Raw genomic sequence first — 11921 nt, forward strand, 5'->3', positions numbered from 1 at the left:
GCTGACAGGACGCTGACAGAGGCGAGCGCAGTCGGAGCCTCGGCCGCTGTCAGGTGACCGCAGCTGACTGCCAGCTATTCGCAGCAAGCTCCAGACTGCCCCACGACATCATCGCGAGCGCAGCGAAGCGATCCAGGAGGCCGCCTACGGCGTTCCTGGATTGCTTCGTCGGCTTCGCCTCCTCGCAATGACGACTGACTGGTCGCCGGACTTCAGGCCGCGCGCTGGGCCAGCATGTCGGCGCGGACACGGACGAGATAGTCACGAATCCGGTGCGCCAGCGTCTCCGACTGCGACGACAGATGGGTCGAGGCGGTCATGGTCGATGCCGCGGATTGCTCGGTGTCGCGGGCACTGGCGGTCACCGTCTGGATGCTCTCGGCAATCTCGCTGACCACGTCGTAGGCCTGCTCGATGTTCTTGGCGATGTCGGCGGTGGCGGCCGATTGCGCTTCGGCCGCGCCGGCGACCGCTGCGGTGATGTCGTCGACCTCGGTCATCACCGCGCCGATGTCGCCGATCGAACGGCTGACGAGGTCGGCGGCGCTGTGGACGTGCTCGACCTGGGCCTCGATCTCGCCGGTGAATTTGGCGGTCTGTTCGGCCAGTGCCTTCACTTCGGCCGCAACCACCGCAAAGCCGCGGCCGGCCTCGCCGGCACGCGCCGCCTCGATGGTGGCGTTCAGTGCGAGCAGATTGGTCTGGCCGGCGATCACTTCGATCGACTTCACCACCTCGGCGATGCGCTCGGCGACGCTGCGCAGGCTGGCGACGTTGGCGGAAGCTTCCGACACCTGCGTCACGGCGCGTCCCACCACTTCGGCGGAGCGGCCGATCTCGGCGCCGACCTCGCGGGCGCTGGCCGACAATTGGGTGGTGGCCGCGGCGACGCTGCGCATGTTGCTGCTGGCCTGCTCGGCGGACGCCGCGACCGTGGTCAGGCGTTCGCGGGTCAGCGACGCACCGCTGGTGAGGCTGCCGGCAGTGTCGCGCATGCCGCGGGAATCCTCGTCGAGCGACGACACCACGTCGCTCACCGCGGTTTCGAGTTGCGCCGCCTGCTGGGCGAAACTGTCGATCCGCGCCTCGATGCTGTCGGTGGCGGCGTTGATGGTCTTGGCGCCGCGCAGCAGCGCGCCGTGCAGTCCGCCCGGCAGGATGCGGCGGAAGTAACGGCGGTGCTGCACCGCGTCCATCGCGGCGGTGGCTTCGCGCACGAAGGCGTCGCAGCCGTCGATCACGTCGTTGACGGCGCGCAGCATGTCGCCGGTGCGGCCGTTGTCGGGAATATGCAGAATGCGCGCCTCGAAGTCGCCGGCGGCGATCCTTTGGCAGACGTCGCGGGCCTGCCCGATCAGCCGCGTGGTCTGCACCATGCGGTACAGCGCGACGCACGTCGCCACGATCGCGAAGCTCTGGATCGTCATCGCGGCGCCGCGATAGTCCAGCGCCTCCAGCGCCAGCGCGATCGACGACGCAACGATAATGAGGGCGATGTTAAGCTGCGCTTTGGAGAGCGAACATAAGTTCGTCATAGCTGACCTTCTTGGAGGCGACGAAATCCGTCAGCGCCTTGAGGCCGGCCTCGACCGCCTGCTTGCCGTTGGCGTGACTCTGCTCGACCCGCAGCACCTCGGCATAGAGCGGCGCGATCGCGCCCGCGACCACGCTGGGATCCGGTGTGCGGCGGTTTGAGTGATAGGCGACGATTTTGCCGTTTTCATCGAACGACGGCGTGATATGCGCGAACACCCAATAATGGTCGCCGCTGCGCGCCATGTTCTTGACGTAGCCGAAGATCTCGCGGCCCGCCGCGATGGTGTCCCACACCAGGCGGAACACCGCGCGCGGCATGTCTGGATGACGGATGATGCTGTGCGGCTGGCCGAGTAGTTCCGCCTCGCTATAGCCAGCGATGTGGCAGAAGGTGCGGTTGGCATAGGTGATACGGCCCTTCAGATCGGTCTTGGACACGATCAGCTCGCCTGCCGGAAAGAACACTTCCTTGCCGGTCGGCCGAATTTGGACAGCCATCGCCTCACTCCTCGGACAACATGCCAATGCTTGGTAGGATCAGTCGTTTGAATTTGTCTTAAAGCTCCCCCCGCGCGCGTGGCGCTGCGGCGAAATCCGTAGTCATACGAAGCCTCCGTCGTTGAACCGACGGAGGCCCACGATCCGTTGCGTCCCAGCGCCGTCGTTCAGGCGGCGCGTTGTTCCACAAGTTCCTTGCGCACCTGACCGAGATAGCCGCTGATCTGCTGGGCGAGCTGTTCCGACTGCGACGACAGTTCCGCCGAGGTCGTCATCGTCGACGCCGCGGCGCGTTCATTGTCCTTGGCGTTGCCGGCGAGCACACGGATCGTGTCGGAGATCTCGCGGACGACGGCGAACGCCTCGTCGATGTTGCGGGCGATCTCGGCGGTCGACTGCGACTGCGCGCCGGCAGCATCTGCGACCTGGTGAGTAATGCTGTCGATCTCGGCGATCACGGTTCCGATCTCGCCGATCGACTGACTGACCGCGCCGGCGGCGCCGTGAACCTGCCCGACCTGGGCCTCGATCTGGTCGGTGAATTGTGCCGTCTGCGATGCCAGCGCCTTGACCTCGTGCGCCACCACGGCGAAGCCGCGGCCGGCATCGCCGGCCCGTGCGGCCTCGATCGTGGCGTTGAGGGCCAGCAGATTGGTCTGGCTGGCGATCGCCTGGATCGCCTTGACCATCTCGCCGATGTTCTGCGCGACCTGCTGCAGCGCGTCGACACTGCCGCTGGCCTCGCCGACGCTGCTGACCGCGCGCGACACGATCGCGGCGGACCGATCGATTTCAGCGCGCACGCCGCTGGCGCTCGAGGTCAGCTCGGAGGTCGCGGAGGCGACCGACTGCATGTTGGCGGCGGCCTGCTCCGAGGCGGCTGCCACCGAGGCGAGCCGCTCGCGCGCCGACGAGGCGCCGACCGTCAGCGTACCCGCGGTGTCTTTCATCTGCGCCGAGCCGCGGTCGAGCGCCATGACGATTTCGCTCGTGGTCGCCTCCAGCTCCGCGGTGCGGCCTTCGAAACTCTTGATCCGGCCCTCGATGTTGCCGGCGGCGGCATTGATGGCGCCGGCGCCGTGCAGCAGCGCGCCGTGCAAGCCGCCGGGCAGGATGCGGCGGAAGTACTTGTTATGATGCATCGCAGTCATCGCCGCGGTCGCCTCGCGGACGAAGGCGTCGCAATCATCGATCATATTGTTGATCGCGTACAGCAGCGTGCCGGTGCGGCCATCGTCCGGAATGCCGAGGATCCGCGCCTCGAAATCGCCGTCGGCGATGCGGCGGCAGACGTCGCTGGCCTCGCCGAGCAACCGCAGCGTCTGGGAAATACGCAACAGCGCCATGCCGGCCAACGCCACCACCACGGCCAGCATCACCATCGCGGCGACGTCGTAGTCGAACACGCCGCACACCACCGCCGCGCCCGCGGCGATGATCAGTCCGGCGACATCAAGCCGCGCTTTGGAGAGAGAACATGAGTTCATCATAGGAGGCCTTCCGGGAAGCAACGAAATCGGACAGCGCATGACAGCCGGCGGACAACGCGTCCTTGCCATTGGCGTGGCTTCGCTCGGTGCGGAGGATGTCGGCGTAGAGCGGGATGATCGCGCCTTCGAGCACGGCGCGGTCCGGCGCGCGGCGATTGGAGTGATAGCCGACGGTCCGCCCGGTGCCGTCGAACGACGGGGTGACGTGCGCGAACACCCAATAGTGGTCGCCGGTGCGGGTCATGTTCTTCACATAGGCGAAGATCTCGCGGCCCTGCTGCACCGCGTCCCACAGAAGCTTGAACACCGCGCGCGGCATGTCCGGGTGGCGGATGATGTTGTGCGGCTGACCGATCAGCTCGGCCTCGCGATAACCGGCGATGTCGCAGAACAGCCGGTTGGCGTAGGTCAGCCGTCCCTTGGTGTCGGTCTTGGAAACGATCAATTCAGACGCTGGGAAGAAGGCCTCCCGTCCGCTGGGCGTGACGTGGCGCATAGACAACCTCGATGGAACTCATGTGCGCCTGCTCGTTATTCGCAGAACTGTTGCAAATGAGTTTATTCCACCAAAGGTGAATGACTAAAGTTCACAATATTGATATTGGCACCATCCAAATACCGCTTGAAAGCAACGAGATACCTACGAACGGTATTTTAATGCCTCACTCGCCCAGACCGTGAGCGATCACCTTGCGCATCAAATTGGGCAAAGCCTCGTCCGCAAGCGTCGAGATCTGCGCCCAACGCATGCCGGCGGGGGTCCGGGTCCCGGCCGGGGCCTGCGCCACATACACCGTCAGCTCCAGCGGGAAGTGGGTGAACACATGGCTGACGACGCCGGCCTTGCGATGCCAGCGCGTGACGCCCTTCACCGCCGGCGCCTGAGCCTTGGCGGCGGCGTCATCCTGCTCGGGCAGCCAGTCGGAGTTCGGCACCTCGGTCATGCCGCCGAGCAGCCCCTTGGCGGGCCGGCTGCGGACCAGCACCTGATCGCCGCGGATCACCACGAAAGCGGCGCCGCGGCGCAGCGCCCCGGTCTTCTTCGGCGCCTTGCGCGGAAAGCTCTCGGCATCGCCGCGCAGCCGTGCCGCACAGCCCTGCATCAGCGGGCACAGCGCGCAGGCCGGTTTCTTCGGTGTGCAGATCGTGGCGCCGAGATCCATCAGCGCCTGGGCGCTGTCGCCGGCCCGCGAGGGGCCGAGCAGCGTCTCGGCCAGCGCCTTGATGCGCGGCTTGGCCTTCGGCAGTTCGTCCTCGACCGCGTACAGCCGCGACACCACCCGCTCGATATTGCCGTCGACCGGCATGGTCCGGCGGCCGAACGCGATCGCCGCGATGGCGGCCGCGGTGTACGGCCCGACGCCGGGCAGCGCGCGCAGCCCGTCCTCGGTGTCGGGAAAGCGGCCGCCATGCTGGCGCGTCACCGCCACCGCGCAGGCGTGCAGGTTGCGGGCGCGCGAATAGTAGCCGAGCCCGGCCCACATCTTCAGGACGTCGTCGAGCGAAGCCTCGCCCAGCGCCGTGACGCTCGGCCACCGCGCCATGAACTTGGCGAAATACGGCCCAACCGCCCGCACCGTGGTCTGCTGCAGCATGATTTCCGACAGCCACACCGCGTAAGGATCGGCGACGCCGCCCGGCAGTGCCCGCCACGGCAAGGTGCGGCGATGCCGGTCGTACCAGGCGAGCAGCGCTTGCGGCCGGGCGCGCGTGGCCCCGCCGTCCGCCTCGTGATCCGCTGTGATGACCGGGGATTGTTTCCGCCGCGGCGCCGCGCCTGCTAGACTCATGGGCGGTATCGTCGCAAAGCGTCCCTGCATGAGCAAGCCCGGCCCGATCTCCGCCAAACCGCTGTCCGGCCTGTTGGGCGCGACGCTGTCCGAAGCGTTCGCCAAGCAGGGCTTTGCGGCGCGCGAGCTGGTGACGCGCTGGGCCGAGATCGCCGGTGCGCAGATCGCGGCGCATTCCGAGCCGTTGAAGATGCAGTGGCCACGCCCGGTCGAAGGCCAGCCGGTGGAGCCGGCGACGCTGGTGCTGCGGGTCGAAGGCCCGATGGCGCTGGAAATCCAGCATTCGTCCGACCTGATCCTGGAGCGGGTCAACCGCTTCCTCGGCTGGAACGCGGTGGGGCGGATCGCGCTGCGCCAGGCACCGCTGTCGCGCCGGCCACGCAAGACCGTGCCGCGCGCCCCCGATCCGGCGGCGGTCGCGCGCGTCGCCGCGACGCTGGACGAGGTCGCCGACCAGGAGCTGCGCGACGCGCTGGCGCGGCTCGGTGCGACGATCAAGCGGAAGTGACGCCGGGCTTTTTCGCGGTGTTCAGGCCCGGCATTGCCACAATTGCCGTTTCAAGCTAGCGACATCGCAAGGTCGTGCGGCGGAAGCGCCGCTGACATATCGTTGTCCGCGGCGTGCCCCGCCGAACTGGAGCTGTTTGCCGATGATCACGCGCCGCACTTTCACCGCCGCTCTGTCGCTGACCGGGGTCTTCGCCGTCGCCGGCATCTCGCCGTTCCGGCTGATCGACACAGCCTTCGCTCAGAGCAAGGACGCGGCGACCGCCGCCGACGTCGCCAAGCCGATGTCGCTGCCCGACATGGCGCTCGGCCCGAAGGACGCCGCCGTCACCGTCACCGAATACGCCTCGCTGACCTGCTCGCACTGCGCCGCGTTCAACGAGCAGGTGTTCCCGCAGATCAAGAAGGCCTACATCGACACCGGCAAGATCCGCTACGTGTTCCGGGAATTCCCGCTCGACATCAAGGCCGCCGCCGGCTCGATGCTGTCGCGCTGCATCGCCAAGGACGACGGCGCCAAGTACTTCGCGGTCACCGACGTGCTGTTCAAGAGCCAGACCGAGTGGGTCCTGAAGGACACCACCGATCAGCTCAAGCGCATCGGCAAGCAGGCCGGCCTGTCGGGCGAAGAGGTCGAAGCCTGCCTGAAGGACCAGAAGCTGCTCGACAAGATCGCCGCCGACCAGAAATACGCCAACGAAGTGCTGAAGGTGAACGCTACCCCGACCTTCTTCATCAACGGCGAAATGCTGCGCGGCGAGAACTCGTTCGAAGAATTCTCCAAGCGCATCGACGCCCTGCTGGCGAAGAAGAGCTGAGGCGGGGGGCGCTGGTAACAAAGCGGTCCACTCGCGTCGTCGAGCCGCCGCTCTGAAGTCAACCGCACCTGATCAATCGTCATCCCCGCGAAGGCGGGGATCCAGTACCCAGAGCCTGAGCTGCCAGCATTGAGCGGTACGACAATCGCTCTGGAATACTGGGTCGCCCGGACAAGCCGGGCGATGACCGCGGGAGGTGAGGCATACCAAAAGCCGGAGGCTCATCCTTGCAATTTTCACACGAGTATTGAACGCTACGCTATCGACTGCTGAGGCTCATCGCCTTCTCCCGCAGGGAGTAAGTAGCATCCATGGCAAAGCTGGCTCAGAACGCCGCGAATGAGCAGATCAAGCTCGCCGCGACCTTCGTAAACAACATTGGCTTCCAAGCGCCCTCGAGAAGCGCCCCTCACGGACAGGACGACGCGGACTATAGTCCTTGTGGGAATATTGTCGAGACAACGTCGCGGCGGACGGCGCACCGCTTTTCGGCCGCAGCCAGAGGCAATGGTGCGGCGGACGACCGGAGAATCGATCCTCGTCCGCGTCACCGCTTCCAGATCGGTATTGAGGAGCGATGCCGACAGCCTTTATGCTCTCGGCATGAAGACAACGACCAAGCCACGCAGCGTCCGGGCCGCGCTTCTCCGCCGGCTGAAGTCGCGTGCGGCATTGGCAGGCTTATCGCTGACTGACTACTTAACCAGCGAGATTGATCGTCGCGCGAAGCGGCCGACGCTCGATGAATAGCGAGTGCGATTGCGTAGCCGACCTGAAGTACGCCTTTCCGTTGCGCCGGCCGAAGCGGTGCGTGCCGAGCGCGGCGATCTGTAATCGTCGACGTCTCGACATTTGGGTCACTCGCTGACGATGCGCCGTCAACGCACGACAAGCCTGCAAGGAGATCGATGATGAAGATCAAGATCGTGGTGCACGAAGCGGAAGAAGGCGGCTACTGGGCCGAAGTACCGGCAATTCCGGGCTGCGCGACCCAGGGCGAGACGATGGACGAATTGATGCGCAATCTCCGGGAGGCGGTCGAGGGATGCCTGTCGATCGAGGTGGCGCCGCCCGCCCCCGGTGGTAACGAGCAGATGCTGGAATTGACGACGTGACCTCGGTCTCCGGCCGCGCGTTTGCTCGACTGATCGAGCAGCGTGGCTGGATTTTACTACGCGTCAGCGGCAGCCACCACATTTACGGCAAGCCGGGCAGCGCTATTCGGCTCTCTGTTCCAATTCACGGCAACACCGCTTTGAAAACCGGTCTGCTGCGTCACTTGATGAAACTCGCGCAGATCAGCGACGAAGACTTGAACTCGTAGCGCAGGCCGCGAGCGCTTTGGATGCTGATGGCACCTGAACAGTACGTTCGGCGCTTCAGCCGCCGAGAGCCGCCCCCGACAGAGCAGTCTCCTCGCTCACTGCTCCGCCCGCGAAATCCCCAGATTTATCGCGCTTTTTCGGCGAATCCCGCCGTGGAAAAGCCCGCTGGCGTGGTTGCTCATGCCTTAATCGGCGGCCATTGTCGCCGGCTAACGCCGCCACCGGCTGCGAGCGAGTTGCGACCGGGCGGGACAACCTATGGTATTGTCCTGCTTGAGAGATTCGCTGCAGCCGCGGGAACCTGCGGCCCATAGAGCATCGGACCAGATGAAACTCACGCGTCTCCGCCTCCACGGCTTCAAGTCGTTCGTCGAGCCCACCGACTTCATGATCGAGCCGGGTCTGACCGGCGTGGTCGGGCCGAACGGCTGCGGCAAATCGAACTTGGTGGAAGCGCTGCGCTGGGCGATGGGCGAAACCTCGCATAAATCGCTGCGCGCCACCGATATGGACGCGGTGATCTTCGCCGGCTCGGGCAACCGTCCGGCGCGCAACCATGCCGAAGTGGTGATGTCGATCGACAATTCCGATCGGACCGCGCCGGCGGCGTTGAACGATTCCGACACCCTGGACATCTCGCGCCGGATCGAGCGCGAGGCCGGCTCGCAATATCGCATCAACGGCCGCGAAGTCCGCGCCCGCGACGTGCAGCTGCTGTTCGCAGACGCCGCCACCGGCGCCCGCTCGCCGGCGCTGGTCCACCAGGGCAAGATCGGTGAAATCATCCAGGCCAAGCCGGAACAGCGCCGCCGCGTGCTGGAAGACGCCGCCGGCGTCGCCGGTCTGCATGCCCGCCGCCACGAAGCCGAGCTGCGGCTGAAGGCGGCTGAAACCAACCTGACCCGCGTCGAGGACGTGATCGGCCAGCTGTCGACTCAGGTCGACGGCCTTAAGAAGCAGGCCCGCCAGGCGATCCGGTTCCGCGAGGTCGCCGCCAAGGTCCGCAAGACCGAGGCGATGCTGTATCATCTGCGCTGGTGCGACGCGCAGGCCGAGGTCGGCGCGGCCGCCGAGGTGCACGATCTCGGGGTGCGCCAGCTCGCCGAATGCACCCGTGTGCAGGCCGAAGCCTCGCGCATCCAGGCCGACCGCGCCTCCACCTTGCCCGGTCTGCGCGAAGCCGAAGCCCGCGCCGCCGCCGGCCTGCAGCGGCTGATCAACGCCCGCGAACAGCTCGACCGCGAAGAGGTCCGCGCCAAAGAGCGCGTGGTCGAACTGGAGCGGCGGCTGGCGCAGTTCTCCTCCGACGTCGAACGCGAGCAGCGGCTGGCGATCGACGCCGACGCCGCGCTGGAACGGCTCGACACCGAAGACGTCGAGCTGCGGGAGGAGATCCTGGAGCGGGTCGAGAAGCGCAGCGGCGTCGACGAGCGCGTCGCCGAAGCCGATGCCTCGCTGGGCGAAGCAGAGCAGCTGTTCGCCGAACTCACCACCCAGCTCGCCGAGCTGACCGCGCGTCGCAACCAGTTCGAGCAGAGTGTCCGCACCCATCGCGACCGGCTGGCGCGGCTCGACACCGAGATCAAGAAAGTCGAGAGCGAGATCGATCGGCTGGCCGCCGAAACCTCCGGGGCCGGCGACCTCACCGAACTCGCCGAAGCGGTCGAGATCGCCCAGGAGCTGCTGGCCGAGCAGGAAGCCGCGGTGCAGGCGGCCGAAGCCGCCCAGATCACCGCGCGGCAGACGCTGGACGGCTCGCGGGCGCCGCTGGTCGATGCCGAAAAGAAGGTGCAGCGGCTCGAGACCGAAGCCAAGACCATCAGCAAGATCCTCAACGGCGAGACCAAGAATCTGTGGCCGCCGATCATCGACGGCATCACCGTCGCCAAGGGCTATGAAAAAGCGATCGGCGCCGTTCTCGGCGACGATCTCGACGCGCCGGTCGACCCCTCGGCGCCGATGCGCTGGACCGATGTCGGCGTGCAGCCGGAAGACCCGGCGCTGCCGGAGGGCGTCGAGGCGCTGGCGCAGCACGTGACCGCGCCGCCGGAGCTGGCCCGCCGCCTCGCCCAGATCGGCGTCGTCACCAAGGAGCGCGGCAATGAGCTGTGCGAACAGCTCAAGACCGGCCAGCGGCTGGTGTCGCTCGACGGCGACGTCTGGCGCTGGGACGGCTTCGTCGCCTCCGCGCATGCGCCGACCGGCGCCGCCCGCCGCCTCGCCGAACGCGCGCGCCTGACCGACATCGAGAACGAGCTCGAGCAGGCCCGGATCGAGGCCACCGCCAAGCGCCAGACGCTGGAAACCGCCGAAGCCGATCTGAAGATGGCGGCCGCTGCCGAGACCGCCTCGCGCGAGAGCCTGCGCGGCGCCCGCCGCGAGGTCGACGCCGCGCGCGAGCGCTTCGCCGCCGCCGAGCGCGAGGTCAACCGCCACGCCGCGCGCAAATCGGCGCTGGCCGAAGCGCAGTCGCGCCTCGCCACCGACCGCGCCGAAGCCGAAGCCGCGCTGGAGAACGCCGAAGCCCAGATCGCCGAGCTGGAGCCGAACACCGAGGCCGAGGGCCGCCTCGCCGCGGTGCGCGGCGACATCGACGGCCGTCGCCGCATCGCCGCGCAGATCCGCGCCGAAGCCCAGGCGCTGGCGCGCGAAGCCGAGCTCGCCGACAAGCGGCTGCAGGCGATCGCCGCCGAGCGGATGGACTGGCAGAAGCGCAAAGCCGGCGCGGCGTCGCAGATCGCCACCGTCGAAGAGCGTGTCGCCGAACTCACCGCCGAACGCGCCGAACTCGACAACGCGCCGGAAGTGTTCGCCGAGAAGCGCAGCGCGGTGATCACCGAGATCGAATTCGCCGAGGCCGATCGCCGCGCCGCCGCCGACGCGCTGGCTGCCGCCGAGCAGGCGATGAGCGAGACCGACCGCTTGGCGAAGGCCTCGCTCGAACAGCTCTCCAGCGCCCGCGAAGCCTGCGCCCGCGCCGAAGAGCGGATGGAAGCGGCCCGCCGCCGGCTCGAAGACGTCGAGCGCGAAATCCGCGACATGCTCGAGGTCGAGCCGCAGGCCGCCGCTCAGCTCGCCGAGATCACCGAGGGCGCCGAATTGCCGCCGCTCGCCGAGATCGAAGAGAGCCTGGAAAAGCTGCGCCGCGACCGCGAGCGGCTCGGCGCCGTCAATTTGCGCGCCGAAGAAGAGCTCAACGAGGTCGAGACCCAGCACGGCACGCTGGCGGCCGAGCGCGACGATCTGGTCGAGGCGATCAAGAAGCTGCGCACCGGCATCCAGAGCCTGAACAAGGAAGCCCGCGAGCGGCTGCTCGCCTCGTTCGACGTCGTCAACGGCCACTTCAAGCGGCTGTTCACCACGCTGTTCGGCGGCGGCGAAGCCGAATTGAAGCTGATCGAGAGCGACGATCCGCTCGAAGCCGGCCTCGACATCATCGCCAAGCCGCCGGGCAAGAAACCGCAGTCGCTGTCGCTGCTCTCGGGCGGCGAGCAGGCGCTGACCGCGATGGCGCTGATCTTCGCGGTGTTCCTCACCAACCCGTCGCCGATCTGCGTGCTGGACGAAGTCGACGCGCCGCTCGACGACCACAACGTCGAACGGTTCTGCGATCTGCTCACCGACATGGCGAAGACCACGGAAACGCGGTTCATCACCATCACCCACAACCCGATCACCATGGCCCGCATGAACCGCCTGTTCGGCGTCACCATGGCCGAACGCGGCGTGTCGCAGCTGGTCTCCGTCGACCTCCAGGGCGCGGTCGATATTCTGGATCAGAACGTGGCGTGAGAACTGGGCGTACAAAACGCGCGCTGAGACCGAGCTTTCTTGTTATCGCGCGATGCGCTGCTAGTCCCCCTCCCCCTTGCGGGGAGGGTCGGCCGAGCGAAGCGGAGGCCGGGGTGGGGGTACCCCGGGGACTGAGTGTGGGACTTTCCCCCACCCGACCCGCCG

The 11921-nt window shown here is 67.1% G+C and carries 10 protein-coding genes; 5 read left to right on the forward strand and 5 right to left on the reverse strand.

Annotated features, from left to right (window positions below; genetic code table 11):
* Nucleotides 1–212: 212 nt before the first annotated feature.
* The 5 genes from DNX69_RS12925 to mutY form a co-directional block, all read right to left on the reverse strand.
* Nucleotides 213–1535, reverse strand: a complete 1323-nt coding sequence (locus DNX69_RS12925) for a methyl-accepting chemotaxis protein (RefSeq protein ID WP_110786398.1) — start codon at nucleotides 1533–1535, stop codon at nucleotides 213–215.
* Nucleotides 1498–2034: a PAS domain-containing protein gene (locus tag DNX69_RS12930; RefSeq protein WP_110786399.1), complete on the reverse strand. Its 537-nt coding sequence runs from the start codon at nucleotides 2032–2034 to the stop codon at nucleotides 1498–1500. Before DNX69_RS12930 ends, DNX69_RS12925 begins: the two co-directional genes overlap by 38 nt.
* Nucleotides 2035–2201: 167 nt before the next feature.
* On the reverse strand, nucleotides 2202–3521 hold the full coding sequence (locus DNX69_RS12935) for a methyl-accepting chemotaxis protein (protein WP_283809349.1): 1320 nt from the start codon (nucleotides 3519–3521) through the stop codon (nucleotides 2202–2204).
* Nucleotides 3487–4020: a PAS domain-containing protein gene (locus DNX69_RS12940; RefSeq protein WP_110786401.1), complete on the reverse strand. Its 534-nt coding sequence runs from the start codon at nucleotides 4018–4020 to the stop codon at nucleotides 3487–3489. Before DNX69_RS12940 ends, DNX69_RS12935 begins: the two co-directional genes overlap by 35 nt.
* A gap of 166 nt (nucleotides 4021–4186) precedes the next feature.
* Nucleotides 4187–5314: an A/G-specific adenine glycosylase gene (gene mutY, locus DNX69_RS12945; protein WP_110786402.1), complete on the reverse strand. Its 1128-nt coding sequence runs from the start codon at nucleotides 5312–5314 to the stop codon at nucleotides 4187–4189.
* A 28-nt stretch (nucleotides 5315–5342) separates the two neighbouring features.
* Here mutY and DNX69_RS12950 point away from each other — a divergent pair, with 28 nt between their 5' ends.
* The 5 genes from DNX69_RS12950 (at nucleotide 5343) to smc (ending at nucleotide 11756) form a co-directional block, all read left to right on the forward strand.
* Nucleotides 5343–5822, forward strand: coding sequence for a DUF721 domain-containing protein (locus DNX69_RS12950; protein WP_110787604.1), 480 nt, complete (start codon nucleotides 5343–5345; stop codon nucleotides 5820–5822).
* A 142-nt stretch (nucleotides 5823–5964) separates the two neighbouring features.
* Nucleotides 5965–6639 carry a DsbA family protein gene (locus DNX69_RS12955; RefSeq protein WP_110786403.1) on the forward strand — a complete coding sequence of 225 codons (675 nt, stop codon included), beginning with the start codon at nucleotides 5965–5967 and terminating at the stop codon, nucleotides 6637–6639.
* A 911-nt stretch (nucleotides 6640–7550) separates the two neighbouring features.
* Nucleotides 7551–7754 carry a type II toxin-antitoxin system HicB family antitoxin gene (locus tag DNX69_RS12970; protein WP_110786405.1) on the forward strand — a complete coding sequence of 68 codons (204 nt, stop codon included), beginning with the start codon at nucleotides 7551–7553 and terminating at the stop codon, nucleotides 7752–7754.
* Entirely contained in the window at nucleotides 7751–7963 is a 213-nt protein-coding gene (locus DNX69_RS12975; RefSeq protein ID WP_110786406.1) for a type II toxin-antitoxin system HicA family toxin, read from the forward strand. Before DNX69_RS12970 ends, DNX69_RS12975 begins: the two co-directional genes overlap by 4 nt.
* 328 nt (nucleotides 7964–8291) lie before the next feature.
* A complete protein-coding gene (gene smc, locus DNX69_RS12980) occupies nucleotides 8292–11756 on the forward strand; it encodes a chromosome segregation protein SMC (protein WP_110786407.1) in 3465 nt (1154 codons plus the stop codon).
* The last annotated feature ends 165 nt before the right edge of the window (nucleotides 11757–11921 follow it).

The sequence above is a fragment of the Rhodopseudomonas palustris genome (genome assembly GCF_003226555.1).
Classification (GTDB): domain Bacteria; phylum Pseudomonadota; class Alphaproteobacteria; order Rhizobiales; family Xanthobacteraceae; genus Rhodopseudomonas; species Rhodopseudomonas palustris_I.

Excerpts from the sequence above, each read along its gene's own strand:
- DNX69_RS12940 (WP_110786401.1), bottom strand. The coding sequence starts at position 4,020 with ATGCGCCACGTCACGCCCAGCGGACGGGAGGCCTTCTTCCCAGCGTCT.
- DNX69_RS12935 (WP_283809349.1), bottom strand. The coding sequence starts at position 3,521 with ATGAACTCATGTTCTCTCTCCAAAGCGCGGCTTGATGTCGCCGGACTG.
- DNX69_RS12950 (WP_110787604.1), top strand. The coding sequence starts at position 5,343 with ATGAGCAAGCCCGGCCCGATCTCCGCCAAACCGCTGTCCGGCCTGTTG.
- smc (WP_110786407.1), top strand. The coding sequence starts at position 8,292 with ATGAAACTCACGCGTCTCCGCCTCCACGGCTTCAAGTCGTTCGTCGAG.
- DNX69_RS12955 (WP_110786403.1), top strand. The coding sequence starts at position 5,965 with ATGATCACGCGCCGCACTTTCACCGCCGCTCTGTCGCTGACCGGGGTC.
- DNX69_RS12925 (WP_110786398.1), bottom strand. The coding sequence starts at position 1,535 with ATGACGAACTTATGTTCGCTCTCCAAAGCGCAGCTTAACATCGCCCTC.
- DNX69_RS12970 (WP_110786405.1), top strand. The coding sequence starts at position 7,551 with ATGAAGATCAAGATCGTGGTGCACGAAGCGGAAGAAGGCGGCTACTGG.
- mutY (WP_110786402.1), bottom strand. The coding sequence starts at position 5,314 with ATGAGTCTAGCAGGCGCGGCGCCGCGGCGGAAACAATCCCCGGTCATC.
- DNX69_RS12930 (WP_110786399.1), bottom strand. The coding sequence starts at position 2,034 with ATGGCTGTCCAAATTCGGCCGACCGGCAAGGAAGTGTTCTTTCCGGCA.